Below are 25,729 nucleotides of genomic sequence, written 5' to 3'. Positions count from 1 at the left end.
ATCTGTTGTTGGTCCTCAGCCTGGTGATATGCCTGCCGTGGTTTGCCTGGTGGCAAACCAGTGTAATTGCGATCATGGTCTTGCTGTGGCATTTGCGACAGGGAAGGCCCGCTTTGGCTGGTCTATTGCGTGGCATCTGGCGTCTAAAGTGGCTGCTGGTGGCGATTATGATCGTTTATTTCTGGCTACCGACCCAGGCCGAGTCACGGCCCGACTGGCAGCTTGCCGGAGAACGGGCCTTGATGCTGATGACCCTGTTCGCCGTCGTCCATACCCTGCTGTATCGCCACTCCGCCATGATGGTGGGAGCGGCCCTGGCCGAAGGGTTGGGGAAGCTGGATCGCTTGGGCCTGCCGGGTACCGCCTTTTCCCGGCGTCTGGCCCTGTTGATGGAGATCGCCCTGGCTGAGCGGGAGCGCCTGGCGGCCATTCGTCCCCGGGGACGATCCTGGTTCCGGGGCCTGCCACGCTTGCTGGCAGAGCAGATCCGCCAGGTGGAGCAGGAGGCGGCCTCGGTGGAAGCTGAAGACCGTCAATTCCCCGTATTGGGCCCCAGCCCCTGGTGGCAATGGCTGTTCTTACTGTTTGTCTGGACGATGTTGCTTCTGGTTTTGCTGTACTGAGGTAAAGGATTGTGTCTGAACCGCTTCAACAACGCTGGTGTGCGGCCATTGAATATGATGGCAGCGGTTTTCGCGGTTGGCAGGCTCAGCAGCCGGGGGTGCGCACGGTACAGGCCCTGGTGGTGGATGCCCTCAGTTATGTAGCGGATCATCCAGTGGAGGTGGTCTGTGCCGGTCGCACGGATGCCGGTGTCCATGCCCTGAATCAATTGGTGCATTTTGACAGTCACTCTCGGCGGCCCGAGCGGGCCTGGGTCCTGGGTAGTAACAGTCGCCTGCCGGACGATATCAATGTGCGCTGGGTGGCACCCGTTGCGGCTGACTTCCATGCCCGTTATTCGGCCCGTTCCCGGAGCTATCGCTACGTGATCTGGAATCGCCCGACCAGGACCGCTCTGGGTCGCCATCGCGCTGCCTGGGTCTATCATCGCCTGGATGCCGATGCCATGCATCGGGCCGCCCAGGGCCTGGTGGGGGAACACGATTTCACCAGTTTCCGGGCGGTGGCCTGCCAATCGCCCACGCCCTGGCGGAGTCTTGAGTGGATACAGATTCGTCGAGACGATGATCTGGTGGTTATGGATGTTCGGGCCAATGCCTTTCTACACCACATGGTTCGTAACATCGCCGGTGTTTTGATGACGGTGGGCAAGGGTGAAGCCAGTGAAGACTGGCCGGCCCGGTTGCTTGGTCTGCGGGACCGCCGACAAGGCGGCATCACGGCCCCCGCTCAGGGATTGTATTTTGTGGGTGTGCGTTATCCGGATTATCCCGAGGTTGACGACAAAACTCGCCCGGCCCAGGAGCCCATGCTGCCCGGGCCGCTTTAGAAGCGATGGTTATGCAGGTCGTCCCGGGATGCCTGCTTATCCGCTTTCTGTTACCTTAATACGTTGCAATGACGATGTGACACGGAGAGAACGGTAATGCGGCCCCGGATCAAGATTTGCGGTGTAACCTCCGCCTCCCAGGCGGAAGCCGCTGCCGAGGCCGGTGTCGATGCCCTGGGTTTGGTCTTCCATCCCAACAGTCCGCGGGCCATTACACTCTCCCAGGCGGTTGAAATCTCCCGAGCCATCCCGGCGTTCGTGTCTGTGGTGGGTCTGTTCATGGATCCCGAGAAAGCAAGGGTTAACGAGGTTCTGGCCCGGGTTCCACTGGAAATGCTCCAATTTCATGGCAGGGAATCCGCCGCCTTTTGCCGCGCTTTCGGGCGCCGTTATATCAAGGCCCTGGGCATGTCCGGCGGTGTTGACCCCATGACCCTGGCAGGCGAATACGAGGACGCCGCTGCATTGCTGCTGGACAGCCATGCCGGAAATCGCGCCGGTGGAACGGGCGAGGTCTTTGATTGGCAACGGCTGCCACAGGCCTTGCAACGGCCCCTGGTGCTGGCCGGGGGGTTGTCCCCGGGGAATGTGGCGCGGGCCGTGGAACAGGTGCGCCCCTGGGGGGTCGATGTCAGTTCGGGGGTTGAATCGGCGCCGGGGGTGAAAGACCCGGTGAAAATGTCGCATTTCATCAATGAGGTCCATCGTGTCTGTTAAAGCCAGCACAGCGGAAGAAACGGGTTCCAAGGGGTTTCGTCAGCTGCCGGATGCTCGCGGGCATTTCGGTATCTTTGGCGGTACCTTTGTTTCCGAAACCCTCATGGGTCCGGTGGAGGAACTTCGCAAGGCCTATGAAGCCGCCCGTGAAGAACTGGACTTCCAGGCGGAGATCGCCCGAGAATTGTCCCGCTTCGTAGGCCGACCTACGCCCATGTATCCGGCCGACCGCCTGAGTGAATGGGCGGGTGGTGCCCGCATCTGGCTCAAGCGCGAAGACCTCTGTCATACCGGCGCGCACAAGATCAATAACACTGTGGGCCAGGCATTGCTGGCCAAACGCATGGGCAAGCCCCGGGTGATTGCCGAGACCGGTGCCGGCCAGCACGGTGTGGCCTCAGCCACGGTGGCCGCACGCCTGGGTCTGGATTGCGTGGTTTATATGGGTGCCGAGGATATGCGTCGTCAGGAGGCGAACGTGTTTCGCATGCGCCTATTGGGGGCCGAAGTGGTCCCGGTGGACTCCGGTTCCCGTACCCTCAAGGACGCCCTCAATGAAGCCATGCGGGACTGGGTGGCCAATGTGGATGATACCTTCTATATCATCGGAACCGTGGCCGGGCCCCATCCCTATCCCATGATGGTGCGGGATTTTCAGTCGGTGATCGGGGTCGAGGCCCGTGATCAGATGCAATCCCTCACCGGCCGTTTGCCGGATGCGGTGGTTGCTTGTGTGGGAGGCGGCTCCAATGCCATCGGCATTTTTCATCCCTTCCTGGATGACCCTGAGGTGGCGCTCCACGGGGTGGAAGCTGCCGGCGAAGGTGTGGAAACCGGCCGTCATGCTGCCCCCCTTAGTGCGGGGCGCCCAGGTGTTCTGCACGGCAACCGCACCTATCTGATGACCGATGAAGACGGCCAGATCATCCATACCCATTCCATTTCCGCCGGTCTCGACTATCCCGGGGTCGGTCCCGAACACGCTTGGCTGAAGGACTGTGGTCGGGTCCAGTACGGCCATATTGGTGACAAGGCGGCCTTGGAGGCTTTCCATCGCCTGTCTCGAACCGAAGGCATTATCCCGGCCCTGGAATCCGCCCATGCCGTCGCCCGGGCGATAGAGCTGGCCCGTGAGCTGGGCCCTGGCAAGGATGTGGTGGTGAATCTTTCGGGTCGGGGGGACAAGGACATGCACACCGTGGCCGCGGAAGAGGGGGTGTCCCTGTGAGTCGTATCGAGCAACGCTTCAAGGCCCTGAAATCAGAAAACCGCGCGGCCCTGATTCCCTATGTCATGACCGGCGATCCATCCCCGGAGGCCACCGTCTTGGTGATGCAGGGACTGGTCCGGGGCGGGGCCGACATGATTGAGCTCGGCATGCCCTTTTCGGATCCGGTCGCTGACGGCCCGGTGATTCAGGCGGCCGGTGAACGGGCCCTGGCCGCCGGTCAGCGCCTGCGCCATAGCCTGGCCGCGGTAAAACGCTTTCGGGAATCCGATGGTGACACCCCCGTGATACTCATGGGTTATCTCAACCCCGTGGAGATTATGGGGGAAGCGGCATTTGTCGAGGCGGCGGCTGATGCCGGCGTGGATGCTGTCTTGCTGGTGGATGCCCCGCCGGAAGAGTCCACCGATTTGGCACCGGCCTTGAAAAAGGCCGGAATGGATATGATCTTTTTGGTCGCACCCACTACCAGCGAGGCCCGGCGCCGCCGCCTGGCAGACCTGGCGGGCGGATTCATCTATTATGTGTCCCTCAAGGGGGTGACCGGTGCCGGCGGTCTGGATACCGAAGCGGTCCGAAAAGGACTGATGGCCCTGCGCGAGGTGAGCGATTTGCCCCTGGGCGTGGGCTTCGGTATTGGTGATGCACAAACCGCCGGCAGCGTGGCACGCTTTGCCGACGCCGTGATCGTCGGCAGCCGCCTGGTGGCCCATTTGCAGGCTGCGGCGGAGCGGGGTGAGGATCTCGCTCGGGCCGCGGAAGCCTTTATTCAGCCCCTGAGCCAGGCCATTAGCCAGGCTCGGGGTAGCGGTAACGATCAAAAGGAAGCAGCACTGTCATGAACTGGTTTAAGCGACTCGTCCCCTCCCGCATCAAGACCCAAGGGCGCAGCCATAATGTCCCCGAGGGTTTGTGGACCAAATGTCCGGCTTGCGATGCGGTGCTTTATCGTTCCGATCTGGAACGTAACGAGCATGTTTGCCCCAAATGCAATCACCATATGCGTCTGCGGGCCCGCACTCGTCTGGAACGTTTCCTGGATGCGGATTCCATGGCGGAAATTGGCGCCGGCGTGGAACCGGTGGATGCGCTGAAGTTCCGGGATACAAAAAAGTACCGTGACCGCATTGTCCAGTCTCAGAAAAAGACCGGTGAGAAGGATGCCCTGGTGGTCATGAAAGGGCGCCTGAAGGGCATGCCCGTGGTGGCCTGCTCCTTCGATTTTGCCTTCATGGGGGGCTCCATGGGCTCGGTGGTGGGGGAACGATTCGTGCGTGCTGCGCGCGCGGCCTCCGAGGCCAACTGCCCGCTGATCTGCTTTACCGCCAGTGGTGGGGCCCGCATGCAGGAAGCTTTGTTGTCCCTGATGCAGATGGCAAAAACCAGTGCCGCTCTGGCGCGTCTTTCCGAGGAGGGCTTGCCCTTCGTCTCCGTGCTGACCGATCCCACCACCGGGGGGGTGAGTGCCAGCCTGGCCATGCTCGGCGATATTAATGTGGCCGAGCCCAAGGCGCTGATCGGTTTTGCCGGGCCCCGGGTGATTGAGCAGACCGTGCGCGAGACCCTGCCCGAGGGCTTTCAGCGTAGTGAGTTCCTGCTGGATCACGGGGCAGTGGACATGATCGTGGACCGCCGGGAGATGCGGGATCGTCTGGCCAATGTTTTGTCCATGATGACTCGTCAGACGCTGGATGCTACCGGCAGCTGAGGTACAGAGCCCATTGTGAATGCCGGATCCGGACACTCCCGCGCACCGGCGGCTACCGCCTCCCTGAATGATTGGCTGGTTTGGCTGGAGGGCTTGCATCCGGTCGAGGTGGATCTGGGACTGGATCGCCTGCGACCGGTGTGCGGGGCCATGGGCCTCGACAAGCTCTCCTATGGGGTGCTGACCGTGGCCGGGACCAACGGCAAGGGCAGCAGCGTGGCTGTGGCCGAGGGGCTGCTGCGTGCCGATGGTTGCCGTGTCGGGGCCTATACCTCGCCTCACCTGATTGATTTCAATGAACGGATCCGTGTGGACGGCCAGCCCGCCACGGATCGCGCCATCATCGCGTCTCTGGCCCGGGTGGACGAAGCCCGGGGCGGGGCTTCCCTGAGCTATTTTGAATTCACCACCCTGGCGGCGTTGGATCTGTTTCGTCGGCAGGGGGTGGATTATGCCGTCTTGGAGGTGGGGCTGGGCGGACGCCTGGATGCGGTCAATGTGGTGGATGCCGATGTGGCCTTGCTGACCAGGGTGGCGGTGGATCATGCGGATTGGTTGGGAGATGACCTTGATGGCATTGCCCGGGAAAAGGCCGGTATCTGCCGCCCTGGTCGACCGGCCGTCATTGCGGACCCCTCACCCGAGGGACCACTGCCTGCTGCCGCGCGGGCCCACTCCGTCGAACTCCTGTGCGCCGGCGAGGCCTTTGGCTGGCGGGATGGACCGGGCAGTGACTGGACCTGGTGGGGACCGGAGGAGCAAACCCTGAGTGCTTTGCCGTCCCAGCCCTGGTGGCAATTGCCTTGGCAGCGTGACAACGCATCCGGAGCACTGGCGGCAGTGGCCCAACTGCGTCCGCAGGCATTGGACAGCCACAAGGTTCGACGGGTGCTGGCCGATATCCAGTTGCCCGGGCGGGTCCAGTTGTTGGGCGGCGCCCCGGACACTCTGCTGGATGTTGCCCATAATCCCGATGCCGCCACCGCACTGGCTTCCTGGCTCGAGAAGCATCCGGTCTCCGGAAAGCGCCGGGCCGTGCTGGGCATGAAGGGTGACAAGGATGTGGCCGGTGTATTGGGCGCCTTGGAGGCGGTAGTGGATGAATGGTGGCTGGCGGATTTATCGGAAATCGGCGGCCTGAGCCTGGAACAGTTAAAACGCCATTGTCCGGAGTTAGTCCTGGCTCGCCTGGCGCCCCTGAACCCGGATGAGGCATCGCCCGGACCGCTTGAGGCCTGGCAGGCGGCACTGGCCGCCAGTAGGCCCGAGGACCAGGTCCTGGTGATGGGCTCGTTCATGACGGTTGGCCCAGTATTGCGTGAATGGCGGCAGACGCGGCACACTGAGACCCACAAGCCGTCCGCGAACCCTGGGAGTCGCTGAATTGGACCGCAAGCTTAAGGAACGCATTATCGGCCTGGTGGTGTTGCTCACCATTGCCGTCCTTTTCCTGCCCATGATGTTGGGCGGGCCGGACGACAGCGAGCGTTCGGTCCGACTCGATAGACCCGATGCCGACCAGGACTTGCCGGTGACTCGGATGGATTTGCGGGAGGAAAGCACCGAGGCGGAAGAAGCCCCTGATGATGACCTGTTCAGGCCCCGTCCCCGGGACGAGGCCGAACCGGCCCGTGATGAGACGGAGGATGAGCCGGCACAAGCCCGGGGGATGGACGAGACAGGCGATCGGGAAGACGCATTAGCGGATGAGACCACGCTTGACACCCGTGTGCCGGAGGAGGAGGCGCCGCCAGCCGAGCCGGAGCGGGAAGATGAGCGGGAGGCCGAGCCTGAGCCCGAAACCGAGCCCGAGTCGGAGCCGGAAGGGGAGCCCGAGACGGATACCGATACCGAGGAAGCTCCCGCGGATGATGTGCCTTCTGGGAGCGGTTGGGCGGCCCAGGTGGGCAGCTTTGCCGATCGGGAAAATGCCGAGGGACTGGTTTCAGATTTGCGCGCAGAGGGGTTTCAGTCCTTTTTGATGCGTTACGAATCGGATGACCGGGTTCTCTACCGGGTTCGGGTAGGCTTGGAGCCGGAGCGTGATGATGCCCAGGCACTGGCCGAGCGAATTCTAGAGCAGACGGGGCACGAAGCCTCCCCGGTTCCCCATCCCTGATGGCTTCCGACACGCCGGATCCGTGCGCAATCTGTTAGAATTCGCGCTTCTTAAGGGAAAGGTCGGCACCGCCGGTATTCACGGGGAATGGATGGGGCATGGTCTGGGTCGATTACGTCATCGTTGCGTTGGTAGTTTTATCATCTTTGATCAGCCTCATGCGGGGGTTCGTCAAGGAGGCCCTGTCCCTGGCGACCTGGATCCTGGCTTTCTGGGTGGCACTGACTTTTACAGATATGGTGGATGCCTGGCTCGCTGGGCATATTGAGACTCCCTCCCTGCGGGTATTGGTGGCCTTTTCCGCCCTGTTTATTGTGACCCTGGTACTTGGTGCCATGGCGAATCATTTTGTCAGCCTGGCGGTGAAGAAGACCGGCCTGAGCGGGACGGATCGCATGATCGGTGTGTTGTTCGGTCTCGCCCGAGGCGTTGTGGTGGTGGCGGCCCTGGTCCTTCTGGGGATGCTCACAGAGCTGAATCACGACCCCTGGTGGGGCGAGTCGACCTTTATTCCCCTGATTGAACCCATCTCGGCATGGATGGCCGGGTTTTTGCCGGAGAATCTGGTGCAAGACCTGGACATCATCGAATTCCAGAATTTCTAGAGGACGAGCGCATGTGTGGCATCGTGGGCCTGACGGGGCATTCCCCCGTCAACCAGGCAATCTACGAAGCGTTGACCGTGGTCCAGCACCGCGGCCAGGACGCAGCGGGCATCATGACCTGCGAGGACGATCGATTCTTTCTGCGCAAGAGCAATGGCCTGGTGCGGGATGTCTTCCAACAGGAACATATGCTGCGCTTGCGTGGCAACATGGGGATTGGGCATTGTCGGTACCCCACCGCTGGCAGTTCCAGCTCTTCCGAGGCTCAACCGCTGTACACCAACTCCCCCTATGGCATCGCCCTGGCTCATAACGGTAATCTGACCAATGCCAGTGAACTGCGAGATCTGCTTTATCGGGAGGACCTTCGGCATCTGAACACCGAATCGGATTCCGAGATCCTGCTCAATGTCTTCGCCCACGAGCTTCAGCGCATTGGCAAGCTCAAACTCTCCGTCGAGGATGTTTTTCAAGCGGTCAGTGCCGTCCACCATCGTTGCCGTGGTGGCTATGCCTCCGTGGCCCTGATCAATGGCTATGGTCTAGTGGCGTTCCGGGACCCTTGGGGCATCCGGCCTCTGGTTTTCGGTTCCCGGGAGACCGAGCATGGCAAGGAATACATGGTGGCCTCGGAGAGTGTTGCCCTAGACGTGCTTGGTTTCAAGATGATTCGTGATGTGGCTCCGGGTGAGGGCATTATCATTGATCAGTCAGGGGAGTTGCATACCCGTCAATGTGCCGAATCACCCTCCGCCAACCCCTGTCTGTTCGAGTTCGTGTATTTTGCCCGGCCCGATTCCATTATTGACGATGTCTCGGTCTACAAGGCACGCCTGCGCATGGGGGATACCCTGGCTGAGAAGGTCGTCCGTGAGTGGGGCGAGCATGATATTGATGTGGTGGTTCCCATTCCGGATACCAGCAGGACCGCGGCATTGCAGGTGGCTTTCCAGCTAGGTGTGAAATATCGGGAAGGATTCATGAAGAACCGCTATATTGGGCGGACCTTCATCATGCCCGGTCAGAAGCAGAGAAAGAAGTCGGTTCGCCAGAAGCTCAATGCCATTGATCTGGAGTTCCGAGGCAAGAACGTTTTATTGATTGATGATTCCATTGTGCGCGGGACTACCTCACGTCAGATTATCCAGATGGCTCGTGATGCCGGTGCCCGGAAAGTGTATTTTGCCTCCGCCGCGCCGCCGGTACGCTACCCCAATGTCTATGGTATCGACATGCCGGCGGCCGAGGAACTCATCGCCCATCAAAGAGACACCCAAGCGATTTGTGAGCTGATCGGAGCCGACAAGCTGGTCTACCAAGATTTGCCGGATTTGATTGAAGCCGTCCATCAAGGCAATTCCCGGATCAAGGGATTCGATACCTCGGTGTTCGATGGTCAATATGTGACCGGTGATGTGGATGATGCGTATTTGGCGCAACTCGCCCAGGAACGATCGGATGCCGCCAAGCAGGGCAAATATGCCGAGTATCGCGGTATCATTGATCTTCATAACGCCTCCTGAAGGGGATCATGATGCCGGGGGGCGCTATCACGCTGCGGGCGGAATTGATGAAGGTGTACCGACAAGCGGTTGACCGTCTGTCGGGCCGACGCCAAGTGGCTGAGTTCCTTTTTGATCATCCATTCAATTCCCCTTTTCATGTACTGGCGGTGGGTAAAGCCGCACTCTCAATGGCGGAAGGGGCACATGAGGTCGGTGGCGATTGCCTCCGCTCCGGCTTGGTGATTCACCCGTTGCAGCAGTCCGCCGAACAGGCACCGGATAGCTTCACCACCCTACCCGCGGAACACCCCCTGCCGGGACCAGGTAGTTTTCGTGCAGGCAAAGCCGTGCTCGACTTTATGGATTCCCTGCCGTTGGACGAGCCTTTGCTGGTGTTGCTTTCCGGTGGTGGCTCCAGTTTGATGGAAGCACCCCGGAAGGGCGTTTCAGAACAGGACCTGCATGCCGTGCATGAATGGCTATTGGGGTCCGGCTTGGATATCGTGGATGTTAATCGAGTCCGCCAGTGCTTGTCGGCCGTGAAAGGGGGTGCCTTGGCGCGACGTTTGAATGGTTGCCCGGCCCAGGTCTTGTGTCTGTCTGATGTACCACCGGGGCAGCTACCCGCCCTGGCATCCGGACCCTTTCTGCCGCCGCTCGGGGGTTCCCTTCCACCGTTGCCGGACTGGATTTCGGTACTGGTGGGGGATTACCGATCTGATGCCACAGCCGCAATCCGACATCACTTGCTGGCCGATGCCGCCACGCTGCGCAATCAGGTCGCGGCCATGTGCGAGGACTGGGATTTGCCAGTACGGGTCATGGATGAGTGGTTGGAAGGAGATGCCGCTGATGTGGGGCGCCGATTGGCCGAGACGGTTCTTGAGGCCCCGCCCGGCATTCATGTCTGGAGTGGTGAAACCACAGTGACCCTGCCTCAGGCCTCCGGGCAGGGGGGGCGGTGCCAACAGTTGGCCCTGGCAGCGGCTGAGCGGCTCGAGGGTCAGAGTAATGTCTATTTTCTCGCCTGTGGTAGTGATGGTCTGGATGGACCGTCAGGGGACGCCGGTGCGGTGGTGGACGGGGAAACCGTGGCCCGGGGTTCGAGTGGTGAGCTGACGGCAGAGGATGCCCTGGACTGGGCCGATGCGGGACGTTTTCTGGGCGCGGCCGGGGATTTGGTCCATATCGGCCCCACCGAAACCAATATCAATGATCTGATTATCGGCTTGAAATTGCCGAGCAGGTAAGTCATGCCACAAGCCAAAACCATCCACGACTTTCTGCCATGCGCCACGCCGGAGGCCTGGGTCCAGACTGCTCCACGGCATATGGAGTTGCTATTGCTGGATCATGCCCATTGCGAGCGCAAGGCTGCCGCCACCGCCATGCGTTTGATGCATGACTATGCGAGCCACAGTGAGCTCCAGATAAAGATGTCGCGGCTGGCTCGGGAAGAACTGCGCCATTTCGAACAGGTACTGAAAATCATTCAGCAGCGGGGCATGCGCTACCGGCGGATTCCCCCCTCCCGATATGCGTCCGGCCTGCGGGCATGCATGCGCAAGCAGGAACCCGGCAAGCTGGTAGACCTCTTGGTTTGTGGCGCCTTCATCGAGGCCCGTTCCTGTGAACGTTTTGAACGCCTGATTCCGGTGCTGGATGAGGAGGTCGCCGGGTTTTACCAGCGGCTGCTCAACTCCGAAGCCCGACATTTTCGGGACTATCTGATTCTGGCGGAACAAGCTAATGACGGGCCGGTGGATGATCGGGTGGCGGTGTTCGCCGAGCAGGAAGCCGAGCTGGTCACCCGGCCCGATGAACAGTTCCGTTTCCACTCAGGACCGCCCCAGCAAAACATCTAATTCTTACAGCGGAATGTTTTCTAGCTCGTAGCCTTCCTGATTGACGCGCAGCACACTGCCCTGTTCGTACCAGTCTCCCAGCACGATACGCTGGGCCGGCTCACCCGCCAGCTGGAACTCGTGAATGGCGGGGCGGTGGGTATGGCCATGGATGAAACGCCGTACACCCGCTTCCTGCATGGCCCGGCTTACGGCTTCCTTGTTCACATCCATGATGTCCATGGACTTCTCCTGGCCCCGGGCGGCGCTCTCCGCTCGGGCCCGCTTGGCGAACTCAATCCGTTCCTCGATGGACTTGGACAAAAAGTCTGCCTGCCAGGCTTCGCTGCGGACGACTTGCTGGAAGGCCATGTATTCTTCGTCGTCAAGGCACAGGAAATCTCCGTGCATGAGCAGCACCGGCTCATTGCGAAGCTGGATGACGGTGGGGTCGGGGAGAATCTGGAAGCCGGTTTCCCGGCCAAAGCGTTCGCCGATCAGAAAGTCCCGGTTACCCCGCATGAAATAGCCGGGAACACCGGCCCGGGTGAGCGCCGCCATGCCGGTAATGACTTCCCGGTCATGCTCAGTGGGGGCGTCATCGCCGATCCAGGCCTCGAACAGATCCCCCAGGATATACAGGGCCTTGGCGTCCCGAGCTTCTCCGGCGAGAAAATCCAGAAACAGTTTCGTGATTTCCGGGCGACTTTCGTGCAAATGTAAGTCTGAAATGAAAAGTGTGGTCATTCCTCCTGGCCCCTTTCCTGTTCATCCAGCCATTCGAAGGCCATGCTGCGATCCATGGCCTCCACCTTCTCGATAATGACATTTTCCTCCGGCACATCCGAGCGCAAGCCACCCCGGGCCTCGGTGGGCAGAGCACCAATGGTCTCTACCGTCTCCATTCCATGGACTACTCTGCCGAACACGGCATAGCCCCAGCGGGCCCGGCTGGGATCCAGGCGCTCATTGTCATCCAGATTGATGTAGAACTGGGCACTGCCCGAATGGGGGTCATCACCCCGGGCCAGGGCCACCGTGCCACGCTGATTGCTCAGGCCGTTTCCGGACTCGTTGTGCACGGTGCTTTCCGAGCTTCTGGACTGAAAGTCAGCATCGTAGCCACCGGTCTGGATCACGAAGTCTTCAATGACTCGATGAAAGATCAGCCCATCGTAAAAACCTTCCCGGGCATGGGTCACTATATTCTCCACCGTCAGCGGAGCGCGCTGGGGGTTGAGCTCGATCATGATATCCCCGTGGCTGCTTTCCAGTAGCAGATGACTGGTGCGGTCATCGGCGGCGATGGCCCAGGGAGTGAGAAAAAACAGCAGGGCAAGCCACTGGCAATATTTTCGGTCAGGCATCAAGGTCTCCAGCAGTTGATGGGAAATCCGCAGCAGGACGTATTCTACTGACTCTCCCGGGGCAGGCGTAGGCTTTGTTTGCGGAGGCTGGATCGGCTATGATGCCCCGCCATGAATACGCAGCCCACAATCCCCCAGCCCGTCACCCGGTTTGCGCCCAGCCCTACCGGTCATATCCACCTGGGCAATGCTCGGACAGCCCTGTTTAACGCCCTGTATGCCACCGGCCAGGGGGGACAGTTCATGTTGCGGGTGGAAGACACCGATGCGGAGCGGTCCCGGGACGAATTCCTGGAAGCGCTAATGCGTGACCTGCGCTGGCTGGGACTGGATTGGCAGCTGGGCCACGATGCCGGGGGCGATCAGGGACCCTATCGTCAATCCCGGCGACAGGCCATCTACGAGCGCTATTTTACCCAGTTGCAAGAACAGGGTTTGAGTTATCCCTGCTTCTGCAGCAAGGAACAGCTGAAACTCAGTCGCCAGGCTCAGCGGGCTGCGGGCAAGCCGCCGCGTTACGCCGGTACCTGTGCCCGGCTCGATCCCGCCGAGGCCCAGCGACGTCTGGATGCCGGAGAGCCGGCCAGCTGGCGCTTCCGGGTGCCCAGCGGTCAGCGGATCGAGTTTGAGGACTTTGTTCGCGGTCCCCAGCATTTTGCCACCGATGATATTGGTGATTTCGTGATTCGCCGCACCGATGGCACCCCTGCCTTCTTCTTCAGCAATGCTGTGGATGATGCTCTCATGGGGGTCAGCCATGTCATGCGAGGTGAAGACCATCTCACCAACACCCCCCGGCAGCTGATGTTGCTGGAAGCCCTGGGCCTGCCCACGCCAGCCTATGGTCATTTGCCATTGATCGCTGACAGCGATGGCGGCCCGCTCTCCAAACGGGCCGGCAGCCTTGGCCTTCGGGATCTGCGCCGGGAGGGCTACTTGCCCCTGGCCATTCTCAATTACATGGCCCGTCTTGGGCACCGTTACGACGAGGAGGAGCGGCTGCGCAGCCTGGTGGAACTGGCCCGGGATTTTGACGTGGCACGGGTTGGCAAGGCGCCGGCCCGCTATGATGCCCATCAACTTCTCTATTGGCAGAAGCAGGCGGTGGCCGAATTGGATACGGAAGCCGCTTGGAACTGGATGGCCGATGCGGTATCCACCGCGGTACCACCGGGCAAGGCTCAAGCCTTTGCCACTTTGATCAAGCCTAATGTCACTTTCCCGGAGCAGGCCCGGGACTGGGCCCACCGCCTATTCAATGGCGCTGCTCCCATGGATGAGGCAGCCAAGGCCGTGATTGAGGAAAGTGGCCGGGATTTCTTCGAGACCGCACTGGATGCCCTGGAGGCAACGGGCCTGGATTACACCAATTGGACGCAGAGAATCCGTCAACTGACCGGCGCAAAGGGCAAGAAGCTATTTTTGCCCCTGCGGGTGGCCTTGACCGGGCAGCGTTCGGGCCCCGATCTGGATGGGGTGTTAGCCCTGATTGGTCAGAGTGAGGCCATGCGTCGTCTGGAACGATGTATCAGCCTTAGCTGATCAAGTGCCCCATCTGCTGTTCCCCGGGCCGGTTCTGTGCCGGGGACATTATCGCAACCATTTGCCCGGTCCGACGCTATGCTGGAAATCTATAATTCACTGACCCGCCGCAAGGAACCCTTCAAGCCCCTGGAAGCCGGCAAGATCCGCATGTATGTCTGCGGCATTACCGTGTATGACTACTGCCATATCGGCCATGCCCGCATGATGGTGGTCTTCGATGTGATTGCCCGCTATCTGCGCTATCGGGGCTATGAGTTGACCTATGTCCGGAATATTACTGACATCGATGACAAGATTATTCAGCGAGCGGCGGAGAATGATGAAGATGTTAATGTCCTGACCGAGCGCTTCATTGACGCCATGCATGAAGATGAACGGGCCTTGAATGTGCTCGCTCCGGATGTGGAACCCAAGGCCACGGAGCATCTGGATGCCATCATCGAGTTGATTCAGACGCTGGAAGCGAAAGGCTATGCCTATGTGGGGGCGAGCGGTGACGTCTATTACAGTGTCAGCCGGTTCAAGAACTATGGCCGCCTGTCCGGCAAGCGCACCGAAGACCTGCGTGCCGGTTCCCGGGTGGCGGTGGAGGAGGCCAAGCGGGACCCGCTGGATTTCGTCCTCTGGAAACAGGCCAAGGCCGGTGAGCCGGCCTGGCCCAGCCCCTGGGGAGACGGACGTCCGGGCTGGCATATTGAGTGCTCGGCCATGTCCACCCGCCACCTGGGCAAGCATTTTGATATCCATGGCGGCGGTATGGATCTTAAGTTCCCCCACCATGAGAATGAGATTGCTCAGTCCTGTGCCGCCCATGATTCGGACTATGTGAATTACTGGATTCACAATGGCTTTGTGCAGGTGGATGAAGAGAAGATGTCCAAGTCATTGGGTAACTTCTTCACCGTGCGGGAGGTATTGAAGATCTATCCCGCCGAGATTATTCGCATGTTCATGTTGAACAGCCATTACCGTAGTCCCCTGAATTACACCACCGACAATCTTGATATTGCCCGCGCCGCCCTGGAGCGGTTCTACACGGTATTGCGGGAAATCGAACCTGGTCAGGCCCCGGCGGATTCCTCCTATCGAGATCAGTTTCAGGCGGCCATGGATGATGATTTCAATACCCCGGAAGCCATTGCGGTCTTGTTTGACCTGGTGCGGGACGCCAACCGTCTGCGGGACCAGGGCGATCGAGGCGGAGCCTCGGCCCAGGTGGCGTTACTGGTCGAGTTGGGGGACGTGCTGGGGATTCTGCAAGACGAGCCGGAGACATTTCTGCAATCCGGTGGCGAGGATGGCCTGGATGCCGAGACCATTGAATCCTTGATTCAGCAGCGGACCCAGGCCCGCAAGGACCGGGACTTTGCCGAGGCGGACCGGATTCGGGATGAACTGCAATCCCAGGGCATCATCCTGGAAGACGGGCCGGATGGTACCAAGTGGAAGCGAGGCTGATGGTGGGCGGGCCAAAAAAGCCCGCCATTCAGCCATCATGGTGACGTGCCGCGTCCAGGGTATTTTGTAGCAGCATGGCTCGGGTCATGGGCCCTACGCCGCCGGGCACCGGTGTAATCCAGGCGGCTCTTTCCCGGGCAACTTCGAATTCCACATCCCCCACCAGGCGTCCGTCGTCCATGCGATTGATGCCCACATCCACCACGGTGGCTCCTTTCTTAATCCATTCGCCTTTGACCAGGGCAGGGCTGCCTACGCCCACTACCACCAGGTCGGCATTGCGGACATGGGCTTCGGTATCCCGGGTAAAGCGATGGCAGACGGTGGTGGTAGCCCCTGCCAACAGCAGTTCCAGGGCCATGGGCCGGCCCACGATGTTGGAGGCCCCCACGATCACGGCATCTCTCTGCTTGAAGGGTTCGCCGATGGACTCCAGCAAGCGGATTACGCCGAAGGGGGTGCAGGGCCGCAGGGCCGGAATCCGCTGAGCCAGGCGCCCGATATTGTAGGGATGGAAGCCATCCACATCCTTGTCCGGCCGAATTCGTTCGATGACCCGGGTGGAATCAATGTGTCGTGGCAGTGGCAGCTGAACCAGGATCCCGTCTACGCTGTCATCCGCATTGAATTCATCAATGTGGTGCAGTACTTCAGCCTGGGTGGTGGAGAAGGGCAGCTCAAGCACCCGGGAGTCGATCCCCACCTGTTCGCAATCGGTCCGTTTATGGCCGACATAGACGGAAGAGGCCGGGTCATCGCCTACCAGAATCACGGCCAAGCCAGGGCGTCGCAGGCCACGCTTGATGCGTTGATCCACGCTGCGTTGGATGTCAGAGCGAATATTGGCCGCGTGGGCCTTGCCATCAATCAATTGCGCGCTCATGGCGATGCTGCCCCAGGTGAAACGGAGTAACGGGATCGGCGATGCCGACGAGGAGGGCGGGATTTTCGCATAGTTGGGCAATTCCCGCATCCGGGCAATTGACGCTCGCAGATCCACCACGTATCATTCCCGGTCTGCCGAAGCGGGCGGCATCATCGCCTGACAGGTCGGCACGGGGCATAGCGCAGCCTGGTAGCGCGCCTGCTTTGGGAGCAGGAAGTCGGGGGTTCAAATCCCTCTGCCCCGACCATTTTTCCGGTCGGGACCAAAGGCAGGAAAACAGGGTTTGCGCCTGTAGCTCAACCGGATAGAGCAACGGCCTTCTAAGCCGTAGGTTGCAGGTTCGAGTCCTGCCGGGCGCGCCAGTCCCGGATTGCCTCCGGCCCGGATTGTCCCCGGCCCGGGTATTCAGGGCTTTTAGACAAGCAGTTCAATGGTGGGCGTAGCTCAGTTGGTAGAGCCCCGGATTGTGATTCCGGTCGTCGTGGGTTCGAGTCCCATCGTCCACCCCATTTTCGGGCCGCTAGCTCAACTGGTAGAGCAGTTGACTCTTAATCAATTGGTTCGGGGTTCGAGTCCCTGGCGGCCCACCATAAAGCTTGAACGGCTCACCCGGTCTGGGTGGGCCGTTTTTGTTTGGGGTGGACTCGGCTAGTATTGGGCGAGATGCTGGATTGGGAGAGATCGGGGATGGTTAGGGTCTTGGGGATGATGTTGATCTTGGTGTTTGTTGCGGCTTGCGCGCCTCGGCCGACCATTTCGCCGGTGGGGTTGGAGGATATTGACCGCAGTTGGCTGCCGGAGCCGGATCGTAGTCTAGAGATCGCCGGGCTGGGCCCCTGTTCGGACCGGGAGGATCGTGACTTTTCCCTGGATGGCAGTCAGCCGGTCACCGTTATTGTCCATGGTTGCTATGGTTCTGCTGGGCGGCTGCGGAGTTTGTCCGAGGTGTACGCCTTCCACGGTCAGCAAAGTATCTGTTTTGAATACGATGATCGGGACAGCCTGGAGAAGAGTTCAGCAGAGCTGATAGAGGCCCTGGATGCCCTGGCGGAATCCCTGGAGGTTGGAGTTTCCATCAATGTGCTGGCCCATAGCCAGGGTGGCTTGATCGCTCGCCGGGCTGCGGTGGAAAACCGGCCGGATGGGCGTAGGATTAAACATGCCCCTGAAGAGCTTGTGACGGTTTCTGCGCCCTTTGCCGGGATTTCCGCAGCCAGTCCCTGCGGCTCCCGGTTGAAGCATGTGCTGTCCCTGGGGATCACTGTGGGCATCTGCCGCTACATCAGCGGGGACAAGTGGTGGGAGATTACCTCCAGCTCGGACTTCATCCGCCAGCCCGGTCAGTTGGTGTCCGAGACCCGGCGCCACCTGAAGGTGGTGACCGATGAACGGGACAGCTGTCGCATACAGAATGATTCGGGCGAATGCCTTAGCCGGGATGGGGTCTTCGGTCTGGAGGAGCAGTATTTTTCAGGCGTCGATGCCGATCCGCGGGTAAGTAATGTGGAAGTGCGGGCCGGCCACGTGGAAATTGTCGGGGATGCCGATCAGCCACCGGTCAAACTGATTGAGGTCTTGCAAGCCGCCGGTTTGCTTCAGGAAACGCCCCTGGATCGCCGTGTGGAACTGGAGGCATTACTGGCCCGCCTGTATCAGGCGGGCTGATTTGTTGCCCAGGGCTTGTATTCAGCCTAGTCGGGCTGAAGGCATCAGGCGCTTTTGAACGGCCCGGAAAATATCTACCACCACCCGGTCGGTGTTCTCCAGCACTTCTTCATCGCTGAATCGCAGGGTTTCAAGGCCAAAGCGCCGAAAGCGGTCATCCTCTTCTCGAATCCGGGCAGCTTGCTCTTCACAGTCGATTGTTTCCTGTTCGACTACCACCACCACGGCGGCATCCGGGCAGTAGAAATCCACCCGCTGACTGCCCAGGGGGTGTCGGCGACGGAAAAGGACGCCCAGTTGGTGGTGGCGGAGTCGTTTCCACAGCGTTTTTTCCGCGCTGTCTTGGGGCAGGAGGCTGCCCATCAGGGTGGGCTGCTCATCCTGGTTTTGCGGCATGCTCATCATTGGTCCTCTCCGGCATGTCGGGATTTGATGCAAAGCTTATGTGAAGTATTAGGTCTTGAATGCCCGAATCCGGCGCCATTATGTGTAGGAAAATCGCTACATCGTCTGCCCGTGTGGGCTGCCGTCGGGTGTGGGCGTACAATAGAGAGCCGATCCTAGGAGGTTCTATGGGGCGATTATTGCTCAATCTCCGGCACGTGCCGGAAGATGAAGCCGACGATGTGCGGGCCATGCTGGAAGAGGCGGATATTGAATACTATGAAACTCCGCCCAATCGCTGGGGCATTACGATGGGCGGGATCTGGGTTCGGTCTGCCGATGATTTGCCCAGGGCCAAGGCCCTGATGGCGGATTATCAGATGGAGCGGCGGGCCCGTGTGCTGGCGGATCGTGAAGCCCGGCGGCAATCCGGTGAACTGGAAACATTTTGGGATAGTTTGCGCAAAAAGCCTGTACTGTATCTGGGTGCGCTGGCGACGGTTGTATTCATTGTTTATCTGATGCTCTACCCCTTTATGCAGCTTGGGGCTTGAGGGGGCGGGGTTTCGCCGGGGCGTTGCGAGCCGGTATAATTGTCAGTTGGTTTCGGGAACCCGCTTGGTCGGCGCCGATGGAGCCGTATTTCGGCCGACGCTGGATGCCGGATTCGTGCTATGCGGGTGACCAGCCCGGTTGAGCGGGCGAGCTTGCGAAAGTGGCGGAACTGGTAGACGCGCTGGGTTTAGGTCCCAGTGGGGTTGACGCCCCGTGAGAGTTCGAATCTCTCCTTTCGCACCAGATTGTCAGGTGACCCTGGGGATAGCCGGGGTCGTGCCCTTCATGAACGGCCGTTTGCCGGGAGCACGGCCGATCTTTGTTTCTTGATGGAGTTGATGATGCAGGTTTCAGTTGAATCCGATGGTGGCCTCAAGCGCCGGATGAAGGTCCAGGTCCCCGCCGAGCGGGTAGACCAGGAAGTGGACAGCCGGCTGCGTGACTTGGGTCGCAAGGCCAAGCTGCCCGGGTTCCGACCGGGCAAGGTTCCGTTCAAGGTGATGCGCCAGCAATACGGCGATCAGGTCCGGGCCGAAGTGATCAACGAGGTGGTTCGTTCCACTTGGTCCGAGGCCCTGGAACAGGAATCCCTGCGTCCCGCCGGTGGTCCGGAGATCAATGAAGTGCACAGCAAGCCGGGCGAAGAGCTGGAATACGAGGCTTCCTTCGAGATCTACCCGGAAATCGAGCTTGAGAGCATCGCCGGCGAGACGGTGGAGCGGCCCAAGGTGGAGATCACCGAGGACGACGTGGATGCCATGCTCGAGAACCTGCGAAGCCAGCATGCCGACTGGAAGGTGGTGGAGCGTGGGGCCGAGGAAGGCGACCAGGTCCGTCTGGATTTTGAAGGCCGGATCGATGGCGAGGTCTTTGAAGGCGGCTCCGGAGAAGACGTAAGCATTGAGTTGGGCGCCGGCCGTTTGCTGAAGGATTTCGAGGAAGGTCTCAAGGGGGCCAAGGCTGGTGATGACCTGACCTTGAAGGTTAACTTCCCCGAGGATTATGGCAGCGAAGACCTGGCCGGCAAGCAGGCCGAGTTCAGCGTCAAGGTGCACGAAGTTCAGGAGAAGGATCTGCCCGAACTGAATGATGAATTCTGTGAAAAGTTCGGCATCACCGAAGGCGGCGTGGACAAGCTGCGTGAGGAAGTGAAGGACAATATGGGTCGGGAGTTGGATCAGACCGTTCGCGGCCAGGTCAAGGAAGCGGTGATGGAGAAGCTGCTGGCCAAGCATGAAGTGGATGTGCCCCAGGCCATGGTGGACCAGGAAATCGAAAGCCTGAAGCAGGACACCATGCAGCGGATGGGTATTCAGGATCCCAGCCAGGCGCCGGAGCTGCCCAATGACATGTTTCAGGAGCAGGCCAGTCGCCGTGTGAAACTGGGGCTGCTCATGGGTGAGGTGATCAAAAAGCACGAACTCAAGCCCGAAGAACCCCACATCACCAAGGTGCTGGAGCGATTGACTGCCGGTCAGCCCAATGGTGAGGAAATGGCCAAGCAATATCGTGCCAACCCCCAGGCCATGCAGCAGATTCAGTCCATGGCCCTGGAAGAACAGGTGGTGGATGCCCTGCTGGGTGAAGTGGAAATCAAGGACGTTGAAAAGGGTTTCCGCGACGTAATGAACTTCCAGCAGTAAAGTCGTTCAAAATCAATCAGGAAGAGCCTTTATTATGAGCAACTACAGTAGCGGCGGTGCCCTGGATACCAGTGCTTTGAATCTGGTCCCCATCGTGGTGGAACAGACGGCGCGTGGTGAGCGCAGCTATGATATTTACTCCCGCCTGCTCAAAGAGCGGGTGGTATTTGCCGTGGGTCCGGTGGAGGATTACATGGCCAATGTAATCGTGGCTCAGTTGCTGTTCCTGGAGTCCGATAATCCGGACAAGGACATCCATCTCTACATTAACTCTCCCGGGGGGCATGTGAGTGCCGGCCTGGCTATCTACGACACCATGCAATTCATTCGCCCGGATGTGAGCACCATCTGCGTGGGGCAGGCCGCCAGCATGGGTGCGGTGCTGCTTGCCGGGGGTGCCAAGGGCAAGCGTTACTCCTTGCCGCATTCCCGGATGATGATTCATCAGCCCTTGGGCGGTTTTCAGGGGCAGGCATCGGATATCGACATCCATGCCAAGGAGATTCTCAAGACCCGGGAGCGCTTGAACCAGATTCTCGCGGATCACACCGGTCAAACCATCGATCAGGTGCGCAAGGATACCGACCGGGACAACTTCCTCAGTGCCGAGGAAGCCACCGAGTATGGCCTGATTGACGGCGCGCTCAACCGCCGGGACATGCCGGCCTGAGTCCGACGGGCGTGACTGGCTGCGCGGGCGGATCAAGCGGGCCCGCGTACCGCTGGTCCGCTGCGTGACAGCCGGGCGGCCTTGAGCGGCTTGGGCCGCCGCCGGACCCATGATATACATTGACGTATGGCATACACTGGTCCCAATGCCCTTGAAAAGGGCGGATTGGATCAGGAAATCGAGGCTCGCTGCGGAACGTGGCGGGCCGAAAGTCACCGCCATTTGAGGCCGACCAGCGATGACCGACGAGAAGGGCGGCAGAAACGAAGACGGCAAGCTGCTTTATTGCTCCTTTTGCGGAAAGAGTCAGCATGAGGTTCGAAAGCTGATCGCCGGGCCTTCCGTATTCGTCTGTGACGAATGCGTTGAGCTCTGCAACGACATTATCCGCGAGGAAATGCAGGAAACGGCCGAAACCGGTCGCAGCGAACTGCCCACCCCCCAGGAAATCAATTCCGTCCTGGACGAGTACGTTATTGGTCAGGAAAGGGCCAAGAAAGTGCTTTCCGTGGCGGTTTACAACCATTACAAGCGCCTGGATTCTGTGCAACGGAAGGATGATATTGAGCTCTCCAAGAGCAATATCCTGCTAATTGGCCCCACTGGTTGCGGCAAGACCTTGCTCGCGGAGACCCTGGCCCGATTGTTGAATGTCCCGTTCACCATTGCCGACGCCACCACCTTGACCGAGGCCGGCTATGTGGGTGAGGACGTGGAAAACATCATTCAGAAGCTGCTGCAGAAATGCGATTACGATGTGGACAAGGCACAGACCGGTATTGTTTACATCGACGAAATCGACAAGATCTCGCGCAAATCCGATAACCCCTCCATAACCCGGGATGTCTCCGGGGAAGGGGTTCAGCAGGCCCTGCTCAAGCTGATTGAGGGCACGGTGGCCTCGGTGCCGCCCCAGGGCGGGCGCAAGCATCCCCAGCAGGAATTTCTGCAGGTGGATACTTCCAATATCCTGTTCATCGTGGGCGGGGCCTTTGCCGGCCTGGAGAAGGTCATCCGTGATCGTTCCCGCCAGAGTGGCATCGGCTTTGCCGCCGAAGTCCATTCTCGGGATGACAATGTCAATGTGGGCGAGGTGCTGCATGACGTGGAACCGGAAGACCTGATCAAGTTCGGTCTGATTCCCGAGTTTGTGGGGCGTCTGCCGGTGGTGGCCACGCTGGAGGAGCTGGACGAGGAAGCCCTCATGGAAATCTTGGTCGAGCCCAAGAATTCCGTGGTCAAGCAGTATCGCAAGTTGTTCGATATGGAGGGGGTGGAGCTGGATTTCCGCGAGGACGGAATTCGGGCTGCCGCCCGCAAGGCCATGGAGCGAAAGACCGGGGCCCGGGGTTTGCGGACCATCCTGGAGGGGGTGCTGCTGGACACCATGTACGATCTGCCTTCCATGGAAAATGTGGAAAAGGTCGTGGTGGACGAGGCCGTGATCAACGGCGAGGCCCGGCCTTACATCATTTACCGTTCTGAGGAGAAGGCCGCGGCCGGCTCCGGAGAGGAATGATTGCCCCTCAGCTGCCGGCCGTGGTGACACGGTCGGCAGTTTATGCTTGAAACCTGCCTTGTCTGCCCCCACATCGACTCCAGATGACGAAAGAATTCACGGTGAATGGATAGGCTCTCCAAGAGGACGCCCGTTTGCCCTATGAGAGGTCGCAGTGATGAGCGATGAACGCATGAGTGACGAAAAGAAGGAACCCATCCTGAACGAAGGGGAGCGCATGGATGTTGCCGTGCTGCCCCTGCGGGATGTGGTGGTTTATCCCCATATGGTCATCCCCCTCTTTGTGGGGCGGGAAAAGTCCATCGAGGCCCTGGAAAAGGCCATGGAGACTGGCAAGCAGATTCTGCTGGTGGCGCAGAAGAGTGCTGAAGTGGATGATCCGGCCGAAAAGGATATCTATCGGGTGGGCACCCTGGCCCAGATTCTCCAACTGCTGAAGCTGCCCGACGGCACCGTCAAGGTGTTGGTGGAAGGTATACAGCGGGCTCGCATTGTGGATCTGAATGCCGATGAGTATTTCCAGGCCTCGGCAGAAGCCGTCGCCGAGGATGCCAATTATGACGAGCGCGAAGTGGATGTTCTGATGCGTTCGGTCATGACCCAGTTCGATCAGTATGTGAAACTCAACAAAAAGGTGCCCCCCGAGGTGCTGACCTCCCTGTCCGGCATCGATGAAGCGGGCCGCCTGGCGGATACCGTCGTGGCGCATATGTCGTTGAAACTGGAGGAGAAACAGCAGATTCTCGAGCTGGACAATGTGCGCCAGCGTCTCGAGCATGTCTTGGCCCTGATCGAAGGGGAGATCGACATCCTGCAGGTGGAACGCCGGATTCGTGGGCGCGTGAAGCAGCAGATGGAGAAGAGCCAGCGTGAGTACTACCTGAATGAACAGATGAAGGCCATTCAGAAAGAGCTGGGCGACATGGAAGATGCTCCCAATGAAATCGAGGGGCTTGAAAAGAAGATTGAAGAATCGGGCATGCCCAAGGAAGCCCTGGACAAGGCGAACAATGAACTCAACAAGCTGAAGCTGATGTCGCCCATGTCCGCTGAGGCTACTGTGGTTCGGAATTATATCGACTGGCTGACCAGCGTGCCCTGGAAGAAGCGTAGCCGTATTCGCAAGGACTTGGCTCGGGCCGAGCGTATTTTGGATGAAGACCATTACGGTCTGGAGAAGGTCAAGGAGCGCATTCTCGAGTATCTCGCCGTCCAGCAGCGGGTAAAAAAGCTCAAGGGTCCGATTCTCTGCCTGGTGGGTCCGCCCGGCGTCGGCAAGACCTCCCTGGGACGCAGTATTGCCCGCGCCACGGGCCGCAAGTTTGTTCGCATGTCCCTGGGCGGGGTGCGGGACGAGGCCGAAATTCGCGGCCATCGGCGCACTTATATCGGTTCCTTGCCGGGCAAGATTACCCAGAATATGTCCCGGGTGGGGGTGAAAAACCCGCTCTTCCTGCTGGATGAAGTGGATAAAATGGCCATGGATTTCCGCGGTGATCCGGCTTCGGCCCTGCTGGAAGTCCTGGATCCGGAGCAGAATTCCACCTTTGGGGATCACTACCTGGAAGTGGATTTCGACCTCTCCGATGTGATGTTCGTCTGCACCGCCAACACGCTGAATATTCCGGCTCCCTTGCTGGACCGAATGGAAGTGATCCGTCTGCCGGGTTACACCGAAGACGAGAAGATGAATATCGCGCGGGAATTCCTGCTGCCCAAGCAGCTGAGGGATAATGGTCTCAAGAAGGATGAGGTGGAGATCAGTGACGAGACGCTGATGGCGGTGATTCGCCATTACACTCGTGAGGCTGGTGTGCGGAATCTGGAGCGGGAAGTGGCCAAGATTTGCCGCAAAGTGGTCAAGAAGCTGCTGCTGGACCGTTCGCTCAAGCAGATTGAGGTAACGCCGGAAAATTTGTCGGATTTCCTCGGTGTCCAGCGTTTCCGCTATGGTCGGGCCGAAGAGAATGACCAGATTGGCCAATCCACTGGTCTGGCCTGGACGGAAGTGGGCGGGGAATTGCTCACTATTGAGAGCACAGTGGTCCCTGGTAAGGGGAAATTGATCCAGACTGGTCAGCTTGGCGATGTGATGCAGGAATCCATTTCTGCGGCCATGACCGTGGTGAGAAGTCGTACGGCAGTGCTGGGTATCGACCCTGACTTTCACCAACAAAATGATGTCCACGTCCATGTGCCCGAGGGTGCCACCCCGAAGGACGGGCCCAGTGCCGGTATCGGCATGTGCACCGCCCTGGTGTCGTCTCTGACCAGTATTCCGGTCCGGGCGGACGTGGCCATGACTGGCGAGATCACCCTGCGCGGTGAAGTTCTGCCCATCGGTGGCCTCAAGGAAAAACTGCTGGCCGCCCATCGGGGCGGTATTACCACGGTGGTGATCCCGGAGGAAAATCGCAAGGATCTGGCGGACATCCCCGATAATATCAAGGGTAAGCTTGAGATTCGTCCGGTTCGCTGGATTGATGAAGTCTTGCAGATAACCCTGGTGCGGATGCCCGAGCCGCGGGCGGATTACGAGCCCAAGGCGAAGAAATCACCCAAGGACGAAGCCAAGGCATCGGACGAGGATAGTGTTCGTCCCCATTGATGGTTGAGATTGATGGCGGGCATCCCGGCGAATCATGGAAATGCCATGGTATTTTGCTGCCGCCGTGGTAAGCTGTTTTCAGGTTGTCCCAAGGGGCTGAAGTTTCGGTTGACACTGAATTCAGCCCCTTGGTATAACCCCAAGGACACTCATCTTGGGCCTTTGGCCAATGAGTGATTCAGAGTTGCCGCGAATCAAGATCACTGACATAATGCCCCGCCTCATGGAGGTGAGTAGTCGGGGCCGGCGG

At 59.7% G+C, this 25,729-nt stretch carries 24 protein-coding genes and 5 tRNA genes; 25 read left to right on the top strand and 4 right to left on the bottom strand.

Translation table 11 applies throughout. The annotated features are described in order from the left end of the window. The first annotated feature begins 113 nt into the window (after positions 1-113). The 12 genes from J2T60_RS05455 (at position 114) to J2T60_RS05400 (ending at position 11,200) form a co-directional block, all read left to right on the top strand. Positions 114-623: a hypothetical protein gene (locus tag J2T60_RS05455; protein ID WP_253446464.1), complete on the top strand. Its 510-nt coding sequence runs from the start codon at positions 114-116 to the stop codon at positions 621-623. 11 nt (positions 624-634) lie between these two features. Further along, entirely contained in the window at positions 635-1,453 is an 819-nt protein-coding gene (truA, locus tag J2T60_RS05450; RefSeq protein ID WP_253446461.1) for a tRNA pseudouridine(38-40) synthase TruA, read from the top strand. Positions 1,454-1,549: 96 nt separating this feature from the next. After that, entirely contained in the window at positions 1,550-2,170 is a 621-nt protein-coding gene (locus J2T60_RS05445; RefSeq protein WP_253446458.1) for a phosphoribosylanthranilate isomerase, read from the top strand. Beyond that, positions 2,148-3,398, top strand: coding sequence for a tryptophan synthase subunit beta (gene trpB, locus J2T60_RS05440; protein ID WP_374728470.1), 1,251 nt, complete (start codon positions 2,148-2,150; stop codon positions 3,396-3,398). The genes J2T60_RS05445 and trpB overlap by 23 nt, the downstream gene beginning before the upstream one ends. Then, positions 3,395-4,240: a tryptophan synthase subunit alpha gene (trpA, locus tag J2T60_RS05435; protein ID WP_253446453.1), complete on the top strand. Its 846-nt coding sequence runs from the start codon at positions 3,395-3,397 to the stop codon at positions 4,238-4,240. The genes trpB and trpA overlap by 4 nt, the downstream gene beginning before the upstream one ends. Then, positions 4,237-5,106: an acetyl-CoA carboxylase, carboxyltransferase subunit beta gene (gene accD / locus J2T60_RS05430; protein WP_253446450.1), complete on the top strand. Its 870-nt coding sequence runs from the start codon at positions 4,237-4,239 to the stop codon at positions 5,104-5,106. Before trpA ends, accD begins: the two co-directional genes overlap by 4 nt. A 15-nt stretch (positions 5,107-5,121) precedes the next feature. Continuing rightward, positions 5,122-6,489, top strand: coding sequence for a bifunctional tetrahydrofolate synthase/dihydrofolate synthase (folC, locus tag J2T60_RS05425; protein WP_253446447.1), 1,368 nt, complete (start codon positions 5,122-5,124; stop codon positions 6,487-6,489). A gap of 1 nt (position 6,490) precedes the next feature. Then, positions 6,491-7,225: an SPOR domain-containing protein gene (locus tag J2T60_RS05420; RefSeq protein ID WP_253446444.1), complete on the top strand. Its 735-nt coding sequence runs from the start codon at positions 6,491-6,493 to the stop codon at positions 7,223-7,225. 98 nt (positions 7,226-7,323) lie between these two features. After that, the gene (locus J2T60_RS05415; protein WP_253446441.1) at positions 7,324-7,830 is read left to right on the top strand and encodes a CvpA family protein; all 507 of its coding nucleotides are present in this window, start codon (positions 7,324-7,326) and stop codon (positions 7,828-7,830) included. Positions 7,831-7,841: 11 nt separating this feature from the next. After that, on the top strand, positions 7,842-9,353 hold the full coding sequence (purF, locus tag J2T60_RS05410) for an amidophosphoribosyltransferase (RefSeq protein ID WP_253446438.1): 1,512 nt from the start codon (positions 7,842-7,844) through the stop codon (positions 9,351-9,353). An 8-nt stretch (positions 9,354-9,361) separates the two neighbouring features. Then, positions 9,362-10,585, top strand: coding sequence for a glycerate kinase type-2 family protein (locus J2T60_RS05405; protein WP_253446436.1), 1,224 nt, complete (start codon positions 9,362-9,364; stop codon positions 10,583-10,585). A gap of 3 nt (positions 10,586-10,588) precedes the next feature. Beyond that, entirely contained in the window at positions 10,589-11,200 is a 612-nt protein-coding gene (locus tag J2T60_RS05400; RefSeq protein WP_253446433.1) for a MiaE family protein, read from the top strand. Between the two features lie 3 nt (positions 11,201-11,203). Here J2T60_RS05400 and J2T60_RS05395 read toward each other — a convergent pair whose 3' ends face one another. Further along, positions 11,204-11,926, bottom strand: coding sequence for a UDP-2,3-diacylglucosamine diphosphatase (locus tag J2T60_RS05395; protein ID WP_253446429.1), 723 nt, complete (start codon positions 11,924-11,926; stop codon positions 11,204-11,206). Next, on the bottom strand, positions 11,923-12,546 hold the full coding sequence (locus J2T60_RS05390; protein WP_253446426.1) for a peptidylprolyl isomerase: 624 nt from the start codon (positions 12,544-12,546) through the stop codon (positions 11,923-11,925). The genes J2T60_RS05395 and J2T60_RS05390 overlap by 4 nt, the downstream gene beginning before the upstream one ends. A 111-nt stretch (positions 12,547-12,657) precedes the next feature. Here J2T60_RS05390 and gltX point away from each other — a divergent pair, with 111 nt between their 5' ends. Then, positions 12,658-14,088: a glutamate--tRNA ligase gene (gene gltX, locus J2T60_RS05385; RefSeq protein WP_253446423.1), complete on the top strand. Its 1,431-nt coding sequence runs from the start codon at positions 12,658-12,660 to the stop codon at positions 14,086-14,088. A gap of 78 nt (positions 14,089-14,166) precedes the next feature. After that, the gene (gene cysS, locus J2T60_RS05380) at positions 14,167-15,549 is read left to right on the top strand and encodes a cysteine--tRNA ligase (protein WP_253446420.1); all 1,383 of its coding nucleotides are present in this window, start codon (positions 14,167-14,169) and stop codon (positions 15,547-15,549) included. A 28-nt stretch (positions 15,550-15,577) separates the two neighbouring features. Here cysS and folD read toward each other — a convergent pair whose 3' ends face one another. Next, positions 15,578-16,432, bottom strand: coding sequence for a bifunctional methylenetetrahydrofolate dehydrogenase/methenyltetrahydrofolate cyclohydrolase FolD (gene folD / locus J2T60_RS05375; protein ID WP_253446417.1), 855 nt, complete (start codon positions 16,430-16,432; stop codon positions 15,578-15,580). Between the two features lie 173 nt (positions 16,433-16,605). On the opposite strand from folD, the gene J2T60_RS05370 reads away from it, so the two are divergent. The 5 genes from J2T60_RS05370 to J2T60_RS05350 all read left to right on the top strand — a co-directional run bounded on the left by J2T60_RS05370 (position 16,606) and on the right by J2T60_RS05350 (position 18,100). Further along, positions 16,606-16,682, top strand: a tRNA-Pro gene (locus tag J2T60_RS05370). 38 nt (positions 16,683-16,720) lie between these two features. After that, positions 16,721-16,797 (top strand) — tRNA-Arg (locus J2T60_RS05365). Positions 16,798-16,868: 71 nt separating this feature from the next. Then, positions 16,869-16,944, top strand: a tRNA-His gene (locus J2T60_RS05360). A gap of 5 nt (positions 16,945-16,949) precedes the next feature. After that, positions 16,950-17,025 (top strand) — tRNA-Lys (locus J2T60_RS05355). Positions 17,026-17,140: 115 nt separating this feature from the next. Further along, positions 17,141-18,100 carry an esterase/lipase family protein gene (locus tag J2T60_RS05350; protein WP_253446414.1) on the top strand — a complete coding sequence of 320 codons (960 nt, stop codon included), beginning with the start codon at positions 17,141-17,143 and terminating at the stop codon, positions 18,098-18,100. Positions 18,101-18,121: 21 nt separating this feature from the next. Here the strand turns inward: J2T60_RS05350 and J2T60_RS05345 are convergent, their stop codons facing one another. Beyond that, the gene (locus J2T60_RS05345) at positions 18,122-18,505 is read right to left on the bottom strand and encodes an endonuclease domain-containing protein (RefSeq protein WP_253446411.1); all 384 of its coding nucleotides are present in this window, start codon (positions 18,503-18,505) and stop codon (positions 18,122-18,124) included. Positions 18,506-18,672: 167 nt separating this feature from the next. Between J2T60_RS05345 and J2T60_RS05340 the strand changes: the two genes are divergently transcribed. From J2T60_RS05340 to lon, 6 genes are all read left to right on the top strand, one after another. Continuing rightward, on the top strand, positions 18,673-19,038 hold the full coding sequence (locus J2T60_RS05340; RefSeq protein WP_253446408.1) for a DUF6164 family protein: 366 nt from the start codon (positions 18,673-18,675) through the stop codon (positions 19,036-19,038). A 155-nt stretch (positions 19,039-19,193) separates the two neighbouring features. Continuing rightward, positions 19,194-19,282, top strand: a tRNA-Leu gene (locus J2T60_RS05335). Positions 19,283-19,380: 98 nt separating this feature from the next. Beyond that, on the top strand, positions 19,381-20,682 hold the full coding sequence (gene tig, locus J2T60_RS05330) for a trigger factor (protein ID WP_253446405.1): 1,302 nt from the start codon (positions 19,381-19,383) through the stop codon (positions 20,680-20,682). Between the two features lie 34 nt (positions 20,683-20,716). Continuing rightward, complete coding sequence (clpP, locus tag J2T60_RS05325) at positions 20,717-21,352, top strand: ATP-dependent Clp endopeptidase proteolytic subunit ClpP (RefSeq protein WP_253446402.1); 636 nt, start codon at positions 20,717-20,719, stop codon at positions 21,350-21,352. A 238-nt stretch (positions 21,353-21,590) separates the two neighbouring features. After that, a complete protein-coding gene (clpX, locus tag J2T60_RS05320; protein WP_253446399.1) occupies positions 21,591-22,871 on the top strand; it encodes an ATP-dependent Clp protease ATP-binding subunit ClpX in 1,281 nt (426 codons plus the stop codon). 172 nt (positions 22,872-23,043) lie between these two features. Next, positions 23,044-25,479, top strand: a complete 2,436-nt coding sequence (gene lon, locus J2T60_RS05315) for an endopeptidase La (RefSeq protein WP_253447660.1) — start codon at positions 23,044-23,046, stop codon at positions 25,477-25,479. The last annotated feature ends 250 nt before the right edge of the window (positions 25,480-25,729 follow it).

The sequence above is a fragment of the Natronospira proteinivora genome (assembly GCF_024170465.1).
GTDB lineage: Bacteria > Pseudomonadota > Gammaproteobacteria > Natronospirales > Natronospiraceae > Natronospira > Natronospira proteinivora.
Note: the sequence above shows the minus strand (reverse complement) of the source record. Positions and strands in the feature narration are given on the sequence as shown.